The sequence below is a fragment of the Janthinobacterium psychrotolerans genome (genome assembly GCF_001677885.1).
Classification (GTDB): Bacteria; Pseudomonadota; Gammaproteobacteria; order Burkholderiales; family Burkholderiaceae_D; genus Janthinobacterium; species Janthinobacterium psychrotolerans.
On sequence record NZ_LOCQ01000050.1, the window covers coordinates 1 to 18,566 of the forward strand.

General features: G+C 59.0%; 17 protein-coding genes and 2 tRNA genes. 8 read left to right on the forward strand and 11 right to left on the reverse strand.

Annotation, left to right across the window (positions count from 1 at the left end):
• Positions 1-446, forward strand: a 446-nt coding sequence (locus ASR47_RS08275; protein ID WP_171898855.1) for an ATP-binding protein, incomplete at its 5' end; no start/stop codon positions are given.
• Between the two features lie 450 nt (positions 447-896).
• On the opposite strand, the gene ASR47_RS08280 is transcribed toward ASR47_RS08275, so the two are convergent.
• From ASR47_RS08280 to ASR47_RS08285, 3 genes are all read right to left on the reverse strand, one after another.
• Positions 897-1,745, reverse strand: a complete 849-nt coding sequence (locus ASR47_RS08280) for a BglII/BstYI family type II restriction endonuclease (RefSeq protein ID WP_065307426.1) — start codon at positions 1,743-1,745, stop codon at positions 897-899.
• 295 nt (positions 1,746-2,040) lie between these two features.
• Positions 2,041-2,178 carry a helix-turn-helix transcriptional regulator gene (locus ASR47_RS28335; protein WP_082988815.1) on the reverse strand — a complete coding sequence of 46 codons (138 nt, stop codon included), beginning with the start codon at positions 2,176-2,178 and terminating at the stop codon, positions 2,041-2,043.
• A 136-nt stretch (positions 2,179-2,314) separates the two neighbouring features.
• On the reverse strand, positions 2,315-2,812 hold the full coding sequence (locus ASR47_RS08285; RefSeq protein ID WP_217270545.1) for an integrase domain-containing protein: 498 nt from the start codon (positions 2,810-2,812) through the stop codon (positions 2,315-2,317).
• A gap of 477 nt (positions 2,813-3,289) precedes the next feature.
• On the opposite strand from ASR47_RS08285, the gene ASR47_RS27860 reads away from it, so the two are divergent.
• Complete coding sequence (locus ASR47_RS27860) at positions 3,290-3,901, forward strand: helix-turn-helix transcriptional regulator (RefSeq protein WP_245714296.1); 612 nt, start codon at positions 3,290-3,292, stop codon at positions 3,899-3,901.
• 39 nt (positions 3,902-3,940) lie between these two features.
• Here the strand turns inward: ASR47_RS27860 and ASR47_RS08295 are convergent, their stop codons facing one another.
• From ASR47_RS08295 to acs, 4 genes are all read right to left on the reverse strand, one after another.
• The gene (locus ASR47_RS08295) at positions 3,941-4,564 is read right to left on the reverse strand and encodes an Arm DNA-binding domain-containing protein (RefSeq protein WP_065307303.1); all 624 of its coding nucleotides are present in this window, start codon (positions 4,562-4,564) and stop codon (positions 3,941-3,943) included.
• 11 nt (positions 4,565-4,575) lie between these two features.
• Positions 4,576-5,865 (reverse strand): tyrosine-type recombinase/integrase, encoded by a 1,290-nt coding sequence (locus ASR47_RS08300; RefSeq protein WP_065307304.1) that lies wholly within the window; start codon positions 5,863-5,865, stop codon positions 4,576-4,578.
• Between the two features lie 220 nt (positions 5,866-6,085).
• Positions 6,086-6,176, reverse strand: a tRNA-Ser gene (locus tag ASR47_RS08305).
• Between the two features lie 128 nt (positions 6,177-6,304).
• Positions 6,305-8,305, reverse strand: a complete 2,001-nt coding sequence (gene acs / locus ASR47_RS08310) for an acetate--CoA ligase (RefSeq protein WP_065307305.1) — start codon at positions 8,303-8,305, stop codon at positions 6,305-6,307.
• Between the two features lie 294 nt (positions 8,306-8,599).
• Between acs and ASR47_RS08315 the strand changes: the two genes are divergently transcribed.
• From ASR47_RS08315 to ASR47_RS08330, 4 genes are all read left to right on the forward strand, one after another.
• On the forward strand, positions 8,600-9,214 hold the full coding sequence (locus ASR47_RS08315; RefSeq protein ID WP_065307306.1) for a TIGR00645 family protein: 615 nt from the start codon (positions 8,600-8,602) through the stop codon (positions 9,212-9,214).
• 48 nt (positions 9,215-9,262) lie between these two features.
• A complete protein-coding gene (locus ASR47_RS08320) occupies positions 9,263-10,804 on the forward strand; it encodes a fumarate hydratase (RefSeq protein ID WP_065307307.1) in 1,542 nt (513 codons plus the stop codon).
• Positions 10,805-10,878: 74 nt separating this feature from the next.
• Complete coding sequence (murI, locus tag ASR47_RS08325; protein ID WP_065307308.1) at positions 10,879-11,712, forward strand: glutamate racemase; 834 nt, start codon at positions 10,879-10,881, stop codon at positions 11,710-11,712.
• 135 nt (positions 11,713-11,847) lie between these two features.
• A tRNA-His gene (locus ASR47_RS08330) sits at positions 11,848-11,923 on the forward strand.
• 470 nt (positions 11,924-12,393) lie between these two features.
• Here ASR47_RS08330 and ASR47_RS08335 read toward each other — a convergent pair.
• The gene (locus ASR47_RS08335; protein WP_065307309.1) at positions 12,394-13,062 is read right to left on the reverse strand and encodes a hypothetical protein; all 669 of its coding nucleotides are present in this window, start codon (positions 13,060-13,062) and stop codon (positions 12,394-12,396) included.
• A gap of 570 nt (positions 13,063-13,632) precedes the next feature.
• Complete coding sequence (locus ASR47_RS08340) at positions 13,633-14,067, reverse strand: response regulator (RefSeq protein WP_171898915.1); 435 nt, start codon at positions 14,065-14,067, stop codon at positions 13,633-13,635.
• 184 nt (positions 14,068-14,251) lie between these two features.
• On the opposite strand from ASR47_RS08340, the gene ASR47_RS08345 reads away from it, so the two are divergent.
• Entirely contained in the window at positions 14,252-16,354 is a 2,103-nt protein-coding gene (locus ASR47_RS08345; RefSeq protein ID WP_065307311.1) for a TonB-dependent receptor family protein, read from the forward strand.
• A 255-nt stretch (positions 16,355-16,609) separates the two neighbouring features.
• Complete coding sequence (locus tag ASR47_RS08350) at positions 16,610-17,059, forward strand: hypothetical protein (protein ID WP_065307312.1); 450 nt, start codon at positions 16,610-16,612, stop codon at positions 17,057-17,059.
• Between the two features lie 282 nt (positions 17,060-17,341).
• On the opposite strand, the gene ASR47_RS08355 is transcribed toward ASR47_RS08350, so the two are convergent.
• Entirely contained in the window at positions 17,342-17,737 is a 396-nt protein-coding gene (locus tag ASR47_RS08355) for a hypothetical protein (RefSeq protein WP_065307313.1), read from the reverse strand.
• A 144-nt stretch (positions 17,738-17,881) separates the two neighbouring features.
• Positions 17,882-18,442 (reverse strand): hypothetical protein, encoded by a 561-nt coding sequence (locus tag ASR47_RS08360; protein WP_150127723.1) that lies wholly within the window; start codon positions 18,440-18,442, stop codon positions 17,882-17,884.
• Positions 18,443-18,566: the final 124 nt, after the last annotated feature.

Below are 18,566 nucleotides of genomic sequence, written 5' to 3' on the forward strand. Positions count from 1 at the left end.
CCACCGGCGCCGGCAAATCATGGCTGGCCTGCGCGCTGGCGCAGTACGCCTGCCGGCGTGGATACTCGGCGATCTACCAGCGTGTACCGCGCTTGCAGGAAGAACTGCGCATCCGGCACGGCAGCGGTGCCTTCGGCAAATGGCTGCTGCAACTGGCCAAGACCGACGTCCTGGTGCTCGACGACTGGGGCATGGGGACCATCGACAGCATGACGCGCTCGGATCTGCTGGAGATCATCGACGACCGCGCCGGCAACAAGGCCACCATCATCACCAGCCAACTGCCGGTCGAACACTGGCATGCATGGATCGGCGATGCCACCATCGCCGACGCCATCCTGGACCGCGTCATGCAGCGCAACCACCGCTTCACGCTGACCGGCGACTCGCTGCGTGCTCAGCGACCTAAAACAGCCAAAAAGGAGAAAAATATCGACCCATCGTGACCGCAGGGATTAGAATTTGACCGCGTAACGCCATCCGCTGCGCAGCGGTCACGTTCGCCGGAATGGCTGGTCACGTTCGCCGGAATACGCACTCACTGACTCGGCGTCCCCGTGCATTCGCACAGCTGCGCTTCTCAGACCAACGGGGACGCCGAGCCTCACTGCCGCTCGCTACGGTTCTGTCAGGCACTCTTAGGTATTTATTGGCAAAATGCGGCACTCTGCAACTTGCAGTGCTGATGGCATGCAGGAGTTGTTTTCTCGCACGGTCGCCCGAATTTGGCGCGTAGCATCGCGCCATGTCAACACAAAGGAGAAATGGCAAGCGAGCAGCGCAAAACAGCTACACGCATATCAACCGCAATGTGTGGCCATGCCAACGGTAACTACACGGAGAGGACGATACCCGCGGCCCTTGTAAGGAGGGAAGTTACATCGTCCGGCACAATACTAGATGAATTCCTCAAAAGGATCAGCCGAAGGGGCCGCCACGACCGCATCCGTTTCATCGTCTTGCTCATCTTGCTCGTCTTCGACAACTTCGATGATTGCGTTTCGATCGAACGTCACGATCGACGCAGGCATACCGATTAGTAGCAATGGGCAGGGGTTGCCAACACCACGATCAACCCGATCCATTAACTTCTTCCAGTGCGTTTGGGCTGCGCCGAATTTATTCGACACAAAGTTCTGCATCCAAGCTTCAGCGAAAGTTAGAGGGTCTTTCACTCGCGAAACCCGTTTGTTGACTGCGGCCCGCTGTTTTGTAGTTGGGTCTAGTCCAATCGCGGTCAAATCTTCATAGGAACGAATATTTCGCTCTCGAGTGAACCTGGAAACCAAAGCACGCATATCATCTTGCAGAGTTGTCCCTCTGGTAATAATAATTCCAACGCTAATTGCCCCCTCAGCATGAAGGCGCTTGAAGTTTTCGAGGTCGCGGTCAAAGAACGGATCCTTATTGTTCCATTCAATTTCAAGCGCTACCACAGTACCATCAGGAAACGTTCTGACATGATCGACCTCATGAGAAATCGACTCAAGCACTCTGCCGTTGATGGTCTTCTTGATCTCAAAATTCGTCTTCACCCAGCCAAAATCTGCCAGACTACGCCGCAAGCGTTGAGTGCCTTTAGTCTCCCCGCCACCGGAACCAATAATCTCAGTAATGGGAATTTCGAAGTTGGCCAGACTCTGTTCAAGCTCATTCAGAACCGTAGGGAAGTCTTTTTCCAAGATCGCAGCCGCATGCGAGAGGAGGCGAATCTCAAAACCACATTGTACAAGTTGGTCAAGCAAGATTGTGTCCTCGATCGGTTCGACAACCTCGCATTGTATGCCAGCAAAACAATTCCGGCTAGATATAGTGGCGAACAACTTCGCGCCATTACTGTGGAATCTGTATCATGTTCTGTCATTTAGCGGGGACAGAGCTTGCCCTGTGCGATCTCCGTCACGCTTCCTACCCACACCCAGCCTCCAGATCAAGCTTGCGAGTTACTACCAATCCGGCCGTTGCTCATTCCCTCGTCCGCACGCCCCTACGGCTGGCATCTATACAGCGCTGCTGCCATTGAGCGATTTCCTCAGCGTCCTAGGCGACTGACTTGGGGCCAATGGGAATCGGCGCTGGCAATACGCCTGCCTTCACGTTACGCCAGATTGTGGCACGGGACCAGCCGGTAGCCTCGACTACCGCATGCAAGCGGAGGAATTTTTTAGTCGTGGTCATAAGATTCTCCTTCGATTAATGAACAGCAAACAATGAAGAGTCATGCCGACTCTCCGCGATCATTCCGGCAGCTCCAGCGCTGTCCCTTCTGCATCTCTTCTATTCCATGCGCTGCACCCCTGATTCAAGTGAACGGTCATCGGCCTAGATAGATGGAAGTGACCTGCTCACGTCCATGTCCCATCTCCGTCGAAATCTTCAGCCGCGCAGCTTGATCTGCGAGTTTTTGCGAAGCATCCAGCTGCCTCGACGGCGCCCCGCCACTGGCAGGACTAGGTCGGCCAGTCAACTCCGCGTAGCGGCGCTGCGCGTACTCATGACGCAGTCCATGCACACCATGTATGCCCGCCTTGTCGCACTGCGCACGAAAGCGGTTCAACTGGGCCCGATACCGCAACTGCGCCGGAATCAAGCTGCCTTTGCCCGCCAGCACCTTGGCCGCATCAAGTACGGCGCGCTGCTGCATGGTGGCAATCGGCACCTCCCGGTACTTGCCACCTTTGACCCAGCTATCCTGCAACCGCAGGATGTTCCCGCCATCGGCCCATCCCGGCTTGATCTTGATGCTTTCCTCACGCCGCAATCCAAACGCCGCCTGCAACAGCAGGGACGGGCGCGTATGACCGTTGAGCACAAAGTGCGAATAAGCAGGTGGTGAAGTTAGCTAACCGAAGGTTAGCTAACTTCACCTATCCTGCCCCGGTTCACGCAGCGACTGAAGCACAAAAATCATCGGACGCAACTTCGACCGAACCATTTTTTTGCAGGGAAGAGAGCAGATTTAGCAGGAATGTCTACCGAAACTAGCACGGTAGATCAGCGGTAATAGACAGCGTCAAACTGGGAAAATTTGACACGCATCTGTGCCGACCCTTGATCAATGTCAGCAACAAATTTTCATCGTCTGCTCTGCGAGCACTACACCGCAATAGCGTGCTTCTCCTCCGATGACTGCGCCTTTCTGCATGGACAGAAAGACCTACCGCTGGAGGCGGGTCGAACGATTGCTGGAAGGTATTGATGACGCGGGATGCAAGCAGTCGCATGCGCATGTGGCGGCAGTACAGCAAAGAGGCCAATGAAATCCAGTTGATGGCAATGCATCTATCGCATGAAGAATGCGCTGTCGATTGTCCAATTTTTAGCTGCTAAAGCTTCCACAGACCTGCTCCCGTGTACAGGCTTGATCTCACACATAGTGCGCGGCAGGCTTGATCCAGCTGGCATAGCAGGTCGATTCCTGTTGCGGCAGCGATTCCAGCATTCGATACTGGACTCGTGTTTTCGGAATAATGATTGCGAGCGTGATCGAACGATGGACGAATTGGTGGCAGGGCAAGGCCTGCAGTCTGTGCCATTCGCCTCGGTGTTGCCGCTGGCATTTTTGATTCAGGAGGGGGACACCATGAAACCAGCAATAGCTAAATACCTGAAAGAGCGCCGCGTTGCACCTCGCGTGGGCGAAGAGCGTTTTATCCGCCTGGGCGAAGTGCTGGCGACTTGCGGCAAGTCGCGCAGCAGCGTCTATGCGGGCATCAAGGAAGGCACCTTCCCCGCCCCTATAAAGCTGCAGGGACGTTCCTCTGCCTGGCTCAGAAGCGAGGTGCTACGTTGGATGCAAGCGTGTATCGAGGCGAGCAGGCCAGCAAGCACGGCATCCTCAGCAATCGAGCATTCCTCGGGCAGCAGGCACATCGGCAACAAAGGAACCCGAGCCGAATGAAGCCGGGAAAATACCCGGATACCTGCGGCATAGATACGCTCACCTGCGCCGTTGCATCACCCTGGCGTCCGTCATGGCTTCGATTAATGCATCTTCATCCATTCCAAATTCGAGGCAACTGAAGATGATGTCGGCGCAGTAGCCATACAGCATTTCAATCACCTCGTTGGCGCGCTCTTTCTGGATTTTCTCCACCATGGCAAGCATGTCGCTTCGCACTCTTTCGTCGGCGGAGACGCGGCTCAGTGCAGGGAAGACCAGCGCCCACATCCACTCCACCGCCTGCGTACCAATGTGGGTTGCGCAGCGCTCCACTTTTCTGGCATTCATGGCAGGAGGCAACGGGCGATTTTGCCGAAGCCGCTTTGGCGGGCACGTATGCACGACCTTGAACTCTGGGCGTGGGTCCTTTCCCTCCTCAAGCATCTTGCGAGCAACTGAGCGGCGGCTCCGCGCAAGCGCCAGAGAAACTTCCGGGTAGTGGCCGAAAGTCAACGTCTGTTCCTTGTTATTTAGCTGACGAAATTTCATCCGCCACACCTTTGTTCCGGTTGGCATGACTTGAAGATACAGCCCTGAACCATCGAACAATTTGTGAGACTTGCTTCGAGGCTCCGCCTCGGCCACTTGTTGTTCGGTAAGACAAGCAATCAGTTTTGCCATGGCGGCCTCCCTTAACGATGCGGCGCTGGCCAGACTAGCTCCAGCGATCCATGATGGCCTGGCTGCGGCGTATCACCGCGCTCTACCGCTTCCAGGTAGTCGGCCCACTCCTGCATCATCTTGCGGCGCTCCGTCAGGAATTGGGCGCGGTCGTAGGCGCTGGCGACCTTGTCCTTCGGCGCATGCGCCAGTTGGCGGTCCACCACTTCATGGCGGTAGCCCAGGCGCTCCTTGATGGTGCTCATGGCCAGTGCGCGGAAGCCGTGGCCGGTCATGCGGCCCTTGTACCCCATGCGGGCCAGCGCCACCAGCAGCGTGTTGTTGCTCAGAGGCTTGTCGTGGTCGCGCTGGTTTGGAAACAGATAAATACCATGGCCCGTAATGGTGTGCAGCTGGCGCAGCAAGGCCAGCGCCTGGCGCGAAAGGCAGACATGGTGATTGGTCATGTCGGGATTGACGGTCAGCTTGCCGCGCTTCATGCGCTGCCAGGGAATGATCCACTCGCCCTTCTCCAGATCGACTTCGCTCCATGGCGTTTCTATCAGTTCGCTGGTGCGCACGAAGATCAGCAGCATCAGGCGTAGCGCGATGCGCGTCGGCTCGAACATGCGCGCCTCGTTGCGCGACAGTATGTCCAAGAAGGTCGGCAATTCATCAGCACTGATGGCGGCGTAATGCGACGCGCGCTTGGTCTTGAGGACGTCTTTCATGTCCGCCATCAGGTTGCGGTCGGCCAGCCCGCACTGGATGGCGTAGCTGAATATCTGCGAGCAGACGGCCTTCAGGCGATGCGCGATCTCGGTGGCGCCGCGCTCCTCGATCTTGCGCAGCATGACAATCAGTTCGCGGTGCTTGATTTCCGCGATTGGTCTGCTGCCAATCTTTGGAAAGATATCGGCCTCCAGGCGCTGCAGCATGTTCTTGGAAGTGCGCTCGCTCCAGGTTGGCACCTTGTTTGCGTACCACTCGCGTGCCACCTTCTCGAAGGTATTGGCGGCCTTTTCGGCGGCAAGCCGCTTGGCGTCATCGCGATGCTTGGCAGGGTCGATCCCCTGCAGCTGCAAGCGGCGCGCCTCCAGGCGCTTTTCTCGCGCATCCTGCATTGAAATTTCCGGATACGGGCCAAACGTCAGCGCGTTTTCCTTGCCGTCTGCATGACGGAATTTCCAGCGCCAGATTCGCGAGCCGCTGGGCATCACTTCAACGTACAGGCCGCCACCATCGAACATCTTGTACGGTTTGGGCCGGGGTTTGGCGTTCTTGACCTGGAGTTCGGTAAGGGGTGGAATGAGCTTGGGCATGATGGTCTCCTCTGCGTAAGCGTCAGAAACCACTATAGGCGACTAACCGGGGAATGGTCCCCAGTGTGAACTAGGGATTGATCCCAAACAAACACCCAAAAAATTTGGCTGCAGCTGGACAGTACTGGACGCCAGAATACAAAAAAACCGCTTTAGCACGGGCTAAAACGGTTTTTTGTGGACGTTCTTGGACTTCCTTGAACTGGCCAATTTGTATCTTTGGCGGAGAGAGGGGGATTCGAACCCCCGATAGAGTATTACCCTATACACGCTTTCCAGGCGTGCGCCTTCAGCCGCTCAGCCATCTCTCCTGCATGCAATGCTGGCGTACTACTTGCATTGCTACTGGCTCCGCTTGTCGCGAAGCCGCAGATTATAGCAAGGAATCACCAAACTGCCAAAGATATTTACCCCTGGCAGTAAAAGTGACTCGCCGCTCTTACGACGCCTCTTTCAGCTGATCCAGGATGGCCGGGTTTTCCAGGGTGGAGACGTCCTGCGTGATCGTCTCGCCCTTGGCCAGCACGCGCAGCAGGCGGCGCATGATTTTGCCGGAGCGGGTTTTGGGCAGGTTGTCGCCGAAACGGATTTCTTTCGGTTTCGCGATCGGGCCGATTTCCTTGCCGACCCAGTTGCGCAGCTCCAGCGCCAGCTTTTTCGCTTCCTCGCCGGTCGGGCGCGCTTGCTTGAGCACCACGAAGGCGCAGATCGACTCACCCGTGGTGTCGTCCGGGCGGCCCACCACCGCCGCTTCGGCGACCAGCGGGTTGGCGACCAGGGCCGATTCGATTTCCATCGTGCCCATGCGGTGGCCGGAAACGTTCAGCACGTCATCGATGCGGCCGGTGATGGTGAAGTAACCGGTGTCCTTGTTGCGGATCGCGCCGTCGCCGGCCAGGTACATCTTGCCGCCCAGCTCTTCCGGGAAGTAGCTCGACTTGAAACGGTCGGGGTTGTTCCAGATGGTGCGGATCATCGATGGCCATGGGCGTTTTACGACCAGAATACCGCCCTGCCCGTTCGGCACGTCCTGGCCCGCTTCGTCGACGATGGCGGCCATGATGCCTGGCAGTGGCAGGGTGCAGGAACCCGGCACCATCGGCGTCGCGCCCGGCAGCGGCGTGATCATGTGGCCGCCGGTTTCGGTTTGCCAGAAGGTGTCGACGATCGGGCATTTTTCGCCGCCGATGTTTTTGTAGTACCACATCCACGCTTCAGGGTTGATCGGCTCGCCTACCGTGCCCAGCAGGCGCAGGCTGCTCAAATCATAATGTTGCGGATGCACTTTCGGGTCCACGTCGGCCGCCTTGATCAGCGAACGGATCGCCGTGGGCGCCGTGTAGAAGATGCTGACGTTGTGCTTCTTGATGGTTTCCCAGAAGCGGCCCGCGTTCGGGTAGGTCGGGATGCCTTCGAACACCACTTGCGTGGCGCCAACGGCCATCGGGCCATAGGCGATGTAGCTGTGGCCCGTTACCCAGCCGATGTCGGCGGTGCACCAGAACACGTCGTCGGGCTTGATGTCGAAGCTCCACTTCATGGTCAGCGCCGCCCACAGCAGGTAGCCGCCACTGGAATGCTGCACACCTTTCGGGGTGCCGGTCGAGCCGGACGTGTACAGAATAAACAATGGATGCTCGGCATCGACCCATTCCGGCTCGCACTCCCCGCTCTGGCCGTCGACCAGGTCATGCAGCCAGGTGTCGCGGCCGTCCACCATCGGCAAATCGCTGCCGGTACGCTTGTAGACAATCACATTCTTGACGGATTCGCAGCCGCCCAGCGCCAGCGCTTCGTCGACGATGGATTTCAATGGCAGCTTCTTGCCGCCGCGCAGTTGTTCGTCGCCAGTGATCACGGCCACGGCGCCGGCGTCGATAATGCGTTCCTGCAAAGACTTGGCCGAGAAGCCGCCGAATACCACCGAGTGGGTGGCGCCAATGCGCGCGCACGCCTGCATGGCGGCCACGCCTTCGACCGACATCGACATATAGATGATTACGCGGTCGCCCTTGGCGATGCCCTTGGCTTTCAGGCCGTTGGCGAACTTGCAGACTTTTTCGTGCAGTTGGCTATACGTGGCTTTGGTGACGGTGCCGTCGTCGGCTTCGAAAATGATGGCGGTCTTGTCGCCCAAGCCATTTTCAATGTTGCGGTCGAGGCAGTTGTACGAGACATTCAGCTGGCCGTCTTCGAACCATTTGTAGAACGGCGCGTTGTCTTCGTTGAGGGTGCGGGTAAACGGCTTTTTCCAGCTCAGGTTTTCACGCGCCAGCCTGGCCCAGAAGCCTTCGTAGTCGCGCTCGGCGTCCGCCACCATGGCCTGGTAGGCGTCCATGCCGGAAATGGTGGCCTGCGCGGCGAATTGCGGCGAAGGATCAAAAATGCGGGACTCTTCCGGTCCCTGCTGCTGCGTGCCTTGGTTTTCTGTAGCGGCCATGCTGATCTCCAGTGTAGTAATTGTTTGCCAATACCATATTCCCGGCGTCTTACGGACGCCTTACAGCCTGGTTTTTTTCATGTTCCTGTCTTTACCATACTCGCCCGCATTGATGAGCGTCAAGCATGTGACGCCCCATATAGTGGCCCGAAAAGCCCCGACTGTCTGTTTATCTTGGGCTTGCTTGTGTTTCATCAAGACCAAGAACTCGACATGGGGACATGCGCAGTGACTATCAGCAAGTGTAAAATGTCGGGCATGCTGAAAAAAGCATTAATCCCGGGACCTCTCCTCATGATCGACCACTCAACCAAGCCTACACATACCAAGCTGCACCCCTTGTCCGCTTTTATCTTCATGTCACGCTGGCTGCAATTGCCGCTGTACCTGGGCCTGATCCTTGCTCAATGCGTGTATGTATTTCATTTCTGGGTGGAATTGTCCGACCTGATCGGCGCCGTGTTCGGCAATGATGCGGCCCTGCAGCATATTCTCACCGCCGTCGCCGTACCGGGCAACCCGCTGCCGACCAAGCTCAATGAAGCGACCATCATGCTGGTGGTGCTGGGCCTGATCGACGTGGTGATGATCTCGAACCTGCTGATCATGGTGATTATCGGCGGCTACGAAACGTTCGTCTCGCGCATGCACCTGGACGACCATCCGGACCAGCCGGAATGGCTGTCGCACGTGAATGCCTCGGTGCTGAAAACCAAGCTGGCCATGGCCATTATCGGCATCTCGTCGATCCACCTGTTGAAGACCTTCATCAACGCCAGTTCCTACAAGATGGACGTGATCATCGCGCAAACGGTGATCCATATGGTCTTCATCGTCTCCGCCATGGCGATCGCCTACACCGACCGCATCATGACCGTGACGCAGAACCAGGCGCGTCCACCGCACTAAGTTCATGCAGCAACCAGTTTCATCCTTCTTATATCTCGCGAGAACACCATGACTGTCATAAAGCAAGAAGACCTGATCGAATCCGTCGCCGCAGCGTTGCAGTACATTAGCTACTACCACCCTGCCGATTACATCGAGCACCTGGCGCGCGCCTACGAGGCCGAGCAGAGCCCGGCCGCGAAAGACGCGATCGCGCAAATCCTGACCAACTCGCGCATGTGCGCGGAAGGCAAGCGTCCTATCTGCCAGGACACGGGTATCGTCAACGTCTTCCTGAAAATCGGCATGGGCGTGCGCTTTGAAGGTTTCAGCGGTACCGTTACCGACGCCGTCAACGAAGGCGTGCGCCGCGCGTACAACTTCGACGACAACAAGCTGCGCGCGTCCATCGTGGCCGACCCGCATTTCGACCGCAAGAACACCAAGGACAACACGCCAGCCGTGGTGCACATGGAACTGGTCGAAGGCAATACCGTTGACGTCAAGGTCGCGGCCAAGGGTGGCGGCTCGGAAAACAAGTCGAAGATGATCATGATGAACCCGTCCGACTCGCTGGTGGACTGGGTCATGAAGACCGTGCCGACCATGGGCGCCGGCTGGTGCCCGCCTGGCATGCTGGGCATCGGCATCGGCGGCACGGCCGAAAAAGCCATGCTGATGGCAAAAGAAGTGTTGATGGAAGACATCGACATGTTCGAGCTGAAACAGCGCGGCCCACAGAACAAGCTGGAAGAACTGCGTATCGAACTGTGCGACAAGATCAACTCGCTGGGCATCGGCGCGCAGGGCCTGGGCGGCCTGACCACCGTGCTGGACGTGAAAATCATGACCTACCCGACGCATGCCGCCTCGAAACCGGTCGCCATGATCCCGAACTGCGCCGCCACCCGCCACGGCCATTTCGTGCTGGACGGCTCGGGCCCGGCCTACATGACGCCGCCGCCGCTGTCGACCTGGCCTGATGTATCGTGGGCGCCGGACACCGAAAAATCGAAGCGCGTCGACCTCAACACGCTCACAAAAGAAGAAGTCGCTTCGTGGACGCCAGGCCAGACCTTGCTGCTGAACGGCAAGATGCTGACCGGCCGCGACGCCGCGCACAAGCGCATCCAGGACATGCTGGCCAAGGGCGAAGAGTTGCCGGTGGACTTCAAGAACCGCGTCATCTACTACGTTGGCCCGGTCGATCCGGTGCGCGACGAAGTGGTGGGCCCGGCCGGCCCGACGACGGCTACCCGCATGGACAAGTTCACCGACATGATGCTGGAAAAAACCGGCCTGATCGCCATGATCGGCAAGGCCGAGCGCGGCCCGGTTGCCATCGAATCGATCCAGAAACACCAGTCGGCCTACCTGATGGCGGTCGGCGGTTCAGCCTACCTGGTGTCGAAAGCCATCAAGGGCGCGAAAGTGCTGGGCTTTGCCGACATGGGCATGGAAGCGATCTATGAATTCGACGTGGTCGACATGCCGGTGACGGTGGCGGTGGACGCGAAAGGCACTTCGGTGCACAACACCGGGCCGAAGGAATGGCAGGCCAAAATCGAGCAACTCAACAGCGTCAGCAAGATTCCTGTGACGGTTGCTTAAACAGGCACTACCATGAACGCCGCGCGGCACACAGCTTGCGCGGCGTTTTTCATTTTCATTGGCTCCGGCTTACCATGACTTTTACTTTACGCGACGCCGCCATCGGCGTGTTCGACTCCGGCGTCGGCGGCCTGTCGGTGCTGCGCCATATCCGCGCGCAACTGCCGCACGAAGACCTGATCTACGTGGCCGACTCCGGCTATGCGCCGTATGGCGACAAGACGGAACAGCAGGTGATCGACCGCTCGCTGGCCGTGGCCGCCTGGCTGGTGCGGCAAGGCGTCAAGGCGCTGGTGGTGGCCTGCAACACGGCGACGATTGCCGCCATCAAGGCGCTGCGCGCGCGCTACCCCGAGCTGCCCATCGTCGGCGTGGAGCCCGGCCTGAAACCGGCGGCCGCCGCCAGCCACAACGGCAAGATCGGCGTGCTGGCCACCGAGCGTACCTTGCGTGGCGCCAAGCTGCTGGCCCTGCGCGAGCAGGTCGGCGCCGCCACCGGCGCCACCTTTATCTTGCAGCCCTGCATCGGCCTGGTCGAACGCATCGAGCAGTGCGCCATGGGCAACGAGCCGGGCGACGCCACCAGCGCCATGCTGGAACGCTATATCGCGCCGCTGCTGGCGCAAGGCGTCGACACCCTGGTGCTCGGTTGCACCCACTACCCTTTCGTGCAGGACGCCATCGCCCGCACGGTACGCGCGCATACGCAGCTGCCGGTGACCCTGATCGACACCGGCGACGCCGTGGCGCGCCAGCTGGCCCGCCTGCTCGACGCCGCCGGCCTGCGCCGCGATTCCAACCTCGCGCCGCAACTGCACGGTTATACCACCGCCGGCGTCGAAGCCTTGAACACGGCGTTCGCCGGTTTGCTCGGCTGGCATCCGCCGGTGGCGCAACTGTCGATCTGAGGCAAACACGGCGTTTTCAGGCAATCTTTCGAATAATTAAAAAAGACTGCATTTAGATTTGCCACTTCGCCGAGTTCTTTGTATAATTCGGCACCTGTTCAGCAAAACACGCGTTGAACAAGCAGTAAGACAGTGGTGGCTGTAGCTCAGTTGGTAGAGTCCAGGATTGTGATTCCTGTTGTCGTGGGTTCGAGCCCCATCAGCCACCCCACAGAATTGTAGGAAAATCAAAGGGTTACATGCTTCGGCTTGTAACCTTTTTTTGCATTTTCCAACGGTTTTTCTAATTTTCCAACGTGCAGCCATGCAGTTCTTCCGTAATGCCGAACTTACCGGGCGCTGATATGCTCGCGGGCGCGGGTGCGCGTACTGGTTTCCAAATACCTTGCTTCGCAAGCGTCCAGCCGTCCCATCCATGAATTCCTGATCGGCATCGCCAAACTATCCTCTCGATCACTACGGGAGGTAACGGTGCCAAACAAGGATCGGCAGAAGGTGTGGGAGGAACGGGTGGCACAGTGGCGTGCCAGCGGGCTGTCGCAGAGGGCCGTCCATGCGAGACGGTGACGGCCGCGCCGATCCCGCCAGCGGTCATGATGGCGGCATGGCCGCCGTGGGGCTGCTGGCGTGGGTCGCTGCCAGCGCTGGCCGTCCTATTCAACGTAAGCGATATGGCAAGTCTTATTGCGCAGCCGAAGTATCTTCTTGAGGGTAGGGGCGCAGGGCCTGACCCTTGTGGTCGAACATCGGAGTGAAGGTGAAGCCGTAGTCGCGAACGCTGGCGGGATATGGCGTATTGGTTCGGCCAACCCCTTTCGTCTTATTGATTCGAGGTGCATCCTCGAAGCACTTTTCATAGGCTGGGTCACTCTTACGGCAGATGATGCGGACGACGATGTTACCTTCACCGGTCTTGGAGAAATCCTTCATCGTGTCCCATGTGCCAGTCTGGCGGACTTCAACGATATCGCCAGCGCGCAGCTGAGGCAGTTGGTCCGGCACGTATGCACCGCCGGTGTAAAGCAAACCGCCCTCCGAGACCCAGAGCACGCCCGGTCCCGAAATTGCCAGGTTGACTCGGGCGGCGCGCAGCTTGTACTCCGGAGTGTCTTTTTCGACACCTTGACCATACAGCGAGTTGCGTGCCGCTACGCCATAGTTGCCAACCCAGGTCTCATCGAAGCCAACCATAGCGGCCTGATTGGTTTTTACCATGTCAGCCGGCAGTTCTTGTCCGAGGTTATAAGCCTTCGTAATCGCTTTCGAGACTGGTGTAGATGAGCAGCCAGCAACACTGGCGGTCAGGGTCAGCGCGGCAATGTATTTCAGAATGGCGTGGGAGGTCTTCATGACGGTTTTCTGTATTTCTTAAAATAAGTTTCGCAGAATGCAAACCCGTATTGGGCTCCCGAGAACCTCGTACGCGGCGGCCACTCTAGAATGGCAGCTTGTTTATGCTTCTTTGAGATAAGCGGAATCGGGGCAAACTCCTATCGAGTTCAGGGCCGGTTTCGTACATGACAATGGCCGGGTACTGGCTCAACTTCGGCGCGAATGGCATTCACCCAAAACATTGCCGATAAGAAATCTCCTGTCATTGTCTCGCGGCAACACTCAATGCTACCAAAACGTATCTGCTATGCCAAGTTTTAACGTTTGACTACTTCTTAAATAATCGCCAATAGGAAACTTATGATGATTTTTTGCATGCTATTAAAACTGAAACTTTTGGTCTGAGACCCGCATTTTTGCGTAGTTGAAGAAATGGGGTGATGGTTCCCCATCAGCCACCCCACAGAATAAAGATGAGCCCGGTTTTCGAACCGGGCTTTTTCTATTTTCGCGCCGGTTTTTCACACACCGTTTGCACATGCAAAAAAGCCGGCACGCAGCCGGCTCACTTCATTCCACTTTGTTTATTTACCCCGCCAGCACCGACTGCACCGTCGTCGCCAGGTCTTCCATGCGCACCGGCTTGACGAGGAAATGGCGGAAGCCCACCGTCAGCGCGTCGTCCATGTACATCGGCAGGCTGTGGCCGGTGACTGCGACCAGCACGGCGTTGGCCGTGTCGGGATTGTTGCGCAGGCGGCGGCCGATTTCGATGCCGCTGATGCCGGGCATTTCGATGTCGAGGTAGACGGCGTCGGGCACGCATTGCTTGACTTGCTCGACCGCCATTTGCCAGTTGCGCACCACCACCACGTTATGACCAAAGGTTTCCAGCAGCATGGCCAGCGATTCGCCCACTTCCTGGTTGTCGTCGACCACCAGCAAATTGAGCTTGCGCGGCGGTGCTGTCGTGTCGCCACCCTGGCGGCGTTCCGTGGACTGGTTTTCGATTGTTTGGCTCATGTCGGTGTATTTTCTGGCGTCGGCGAAAACGGCAGTATACAAGAAGCAGCGCCTGCCCATCGCACGCCAGTCCCCTACCGCGCCAGCAAGACGCGTACCACCGCCACAACAAGCCAGCCTGCCGCATTGACGAAGAGAATGAGAATCACTATCATCCAGTCCCCTGCCTTCTGGAGTTAGCACCATGCCGCGTCCTCTTCCGTTTGCCTTGCGCCCGTGCGCGCTGGCCATCACCCTCGCCAGCCTGGGCCTTCCTCTCGGCGTACAGGCGCAGCAGGGCAGCTCGGCCGACGCTGCCGGCCCGGTGCTCGAAGCCATCCAGGTCAGCAGCAACCTGCTCGGCACCAGCATGGCGGCCAGCACCAAGAACTTTGCCGGCGCGCGCAGCGTGGTGCAGAAGGAAGAGATCGAGAACTCGGGCGCGTCCAGCGTCAGCGATGTGATGCGCCGCATTCCCGGTGTGCAGATCAGCGACAACTCGGGCAGCTCGGGCAGCGCCGTGTCGCTCAATATCGGCGTGCGCGGCTTGCCCGGACGCTACTCGCCGCGCAGCACGGTGCTGCTCGATGGCATACCAATGTCGGTGGCGCCTTACGGCCAGCCGCAGCTGTCGTTTGCGCCCGTCAGCCTGGCCAATGTGGAAACCGTGGACGTCGTGCGCGGCGGCGGCGCGGTGCGCTTCGGCCCGCAAAACGTGGGCGGCATCATCAACTTCAAGACGCGCCGCGTTCCCACCACGGCCGGCGTCACGGCCGACGCCAGCGTGCGTTACAACAGCTATGGCGAAGGCGGCCACAACACGCAGTACAGCGCATTTGCCGGCAGCCAGCAGGACAGCGGCCTGGGCCTGGCCGTGCTGTATTCGGGCATGACGGGCAGCGACTGGCGCGCCGCCAGCGATGAGAAGCTGAACGACTTCGCCCTCAAGTTTCGCTACGACATCAGCCCCACGGCCGAGGTCTACGGCAAGCTGTCGTACTACGACGTGACCTCGCGCACGCCGGGCGGCCTGACCCAGGCGCAATACCGGCTTGACCCGTTCCAGAATACGCGCCGCAGCGACTTCTGGAGCGGCGAGCGCAAGGCGCTGGACGTCGGCTACCTGAACAGTCTGTCCGCCACCCAGGAACTGGAAGTGCGCGCCTACTACAACGAAAGCTCGCGCCAGAGCACCTTGATCAATGCGGCCGGCACCGGCCTGGGCCACCAGCCGCGCAACTACGAGACGGCCGCGTTCGAGCCGCGCTACACGCAGCGCTTCAAGACCGGCGGCATGACGCACGATGTGACGGTGGGCTACCGCTACCTGCGCGAGCGCGCCGACGAGACGATTTTCAACGTGGTGGTGGCGACCGGCGTGCAGCAGGCGCCGACGCGCTTTGCCGACAACAGCACCGATGCGCAAGCGATTTATATCGACAACAAGATCGCCGTGAACGCCTGGCGCATCACGCCGGGCGTGCGCTACGAACATATCAGGACGCAGCGCATCAACCACTTGCCGCAGGAAGAGAAGATCGAGTTGCTCAATAACAAGGCCCTGCCCTCGCTGAACGTGGCCTATTTGCTGAGCAATAATGTGACGCTGTTTGCCAACTACAACAGTTCGTTTGGCGCCGTGCAGAACACCCAGCTCAACGCGCAATCGGCAAGGAACCCGCTGCAGCCGGAACTGGCGAAAACCATGGAACTGGGCAGCCGCTGGAAAAGCGCCAGCCTGTCGGCCGAGGCCACCTTGTTCAACATCAGGTTCGACAACCAGATCCAGTCGGTGGGCAGCGGCATTAACGCCACCTTCTTCAACCGTGGCGCGACCCACCACCAGGGCCTGGAAACGGCGCTCGACTACCGCTTCGACGCGTCCGGCCCCTGGCGTGGCCTGAACGCCTATGCCACCTATACCTATACCAAGGCGACCCTGGAAGAAGGCGCGCATGCGGGCAATGACGTGCCGTATTACTCGCGCAATACCGATACGGTGGGCCTGCACTACCAGCGCGGGGTCCTGGGCTTCGACCTGTCGAGCACGCATCAGACGCGCCAGTTCGCCGACGACGCCAACACGCTGCAGGAAAACCGCGCCGGCGACCTGGGCGCCATTCCCGGCTACCGCACCTGGAATACGCAAATGAAGTGGAAGGTGCCGGGACAGCCCGGCCTGGAACTGCTGGCGGGCGTCAACAACCTGGCCGACAAGCGTTATTTCACGCGCACCTCGGATGGTAACCTGGGCAAGATGGTCGGTGCGCCGCGCATGGTCTACCTGCAGGGGCGGCTGGCGTTTTAATCAGTTCACGCAAACGGCAGAGCGCGACACCCAGCGCTTCCTGGCAAGCCACCCAGCAGCAATGCCGGGTGGCTTTTTTCATGGGAGTCTCGCCTGAAAGTCCGTGGTCGTTGCCCTATAGAATTAGATTAGGGCTACAATACTTTACTTATGTCAAATAATGCCAAGTGCGCATTGTTACGCCAAGGCCAGCACTGCGCCTTGATCACCCGACCCACTTATTGAGCAGGATGGCGATTGCCATCAGTACCGACCATGGCTGAAGAAAAACCGATTACTGAAACCAGTTCCTACGGCAAGGACACCCCGGTGGGCCGTCCCGATATCGATGGGCGCGCCGGCGTTTTCGTGCCGACCGATGAATTCGACATCAACAACAGCACTACCTTCCGCAAGGGCGCCGGCATTGTCGGGTTCGGCAATCACGATGGTACCCTGACCGTGTATTTCGAATCGAACCGCTTCGATGAAAGCAGCCTGCACAAATGGGAAAACAAGGCCCGCAAGGCGTATGACCGCATGGTGATGGGTGCGCCAACGGTGTCGAAGGGCAAGTTTGATGCGCGCTTCCTGGAGCAGGTGGGCATCATCGACGGCATGGGCATCAATCTGAAACAGCCGGAAAGACTGGCGCAATGGCTGGCCATGTCGAACCTGCCGGATACGGCGCCGGAGGAACCGGTCGTGCGCTGGAAAAACCGCTGAAACCGGCTGTCAGCCAGCTATAGCTCAGTTCGCAAGCATTTGTCCTACAGGATGGCGGACATTCATCTGATTCCTGTAGGAACTAATCGAACCTATGATGGCGTCATACCGTTAGCGCAGAAGCGCTCAACCCGCCACCATCAGGAGTCCATCATGTCCCGCCTTATCCCTATCAGCTTTGGTGCCTTCCAAATCAGTCTGGCTGGCGCGGCGATGTACCTCCTGTGCTCGGCGGACGTTCTGCACCAGAGCGCCGTGTACTTCCACTGATCACTGGCAGGCTTACCAGCGGCGGCCGCCATGATAGCGGCCGTAGCCACCCCAGCCGCCACGCGGACCACGGTAGCCCGAACGACCGAAACCGAACATGAAGTCCAGCCCGATCGACACGGGCGGATTGTAATAATACGGCTGCGGCGCATACACCGGCGCCGGCACATACACCGGCTGCTGCACGTAGACGGGCCGCTGCTGCACATACACCGGTTCATTCGTATATTCCACGCGCGGCGCGCTGACCACGCGCGCGGTCTGCACCGGCTCGGACGAGACCGTATGCCACTCGTAGGGATTGTAGGGCGCCTGCGGCGCACGCGTGCCATAGTAGGCCGGGCCGGGCGGCGCCACGGCGCAGCCACCGAGCGCGGCCATCGAGATTACTGCCAACAAGGTTTTCATCGGACACTCCTTTTGCAAGCTGGTAGTGTAAGAAATATAGTCACCGTTTGCCGCGGATTTACCGAATGTTACACCCCGAAGCAGAGCGCAACATGAAACGTGGCGCGCCCGCCACAAGCGGCGCCTGCGGCTGCGCTGGCATCGTCAAATGTAGGGAATGTCGCACTGGTCGAGCGCCTTGCCGGACGCGTCATGGCGCTGCGCGCAGACCTGGTAGCGCACGCCGAAATCAAGTTCGATCTGCTCCACCTTGCCATATTTCAAACCGATCACATGCTGCACCTGCTGCTTGCCGGCCAGCGCCGCCACGTCTTTCGGAATCGCCATCGCCGTCTGCACCTCGCCCTGGCGCGCTTCCTGGCGCCGCGCCACGTCGATCGCCAGCGCAAACGTCATGTTGACGCCACCGTCGGCATAGGCAAACGACGGCGCGCTGCGCTGGGCGCGCATGACGCCCCAGGCGCACTGCTTGTCCTGTGCCTCGCAGCGCTTCAGTTGCGCCAGCGGAAAATACTCGGCGGCCACCTTGCCATGCTTGATGGGCCAGCTGGTGCGCACGCCATCGCGCTTGCCGCTCATCGGATTGACCCAGCTCAGGCTATTGACGAGCGCCACCGTCTGCCCCGATTCCAGTCCGGGCGGCGTGCTGAAACCGGCGCAGGCCGACAGGGAAATAACGGTGGCAGCGGCAAGAGATAGTTTCAATATGGAATGCATAATGGCCTCGGGGCATGAAATAGACACGGCAGTATAGTGCCGAGCGTAACAGATAAGGCGCGTGCAAGCGTGGCTTTCCTGACAAAAACGGGCGGCACCGCAATCACGGCGC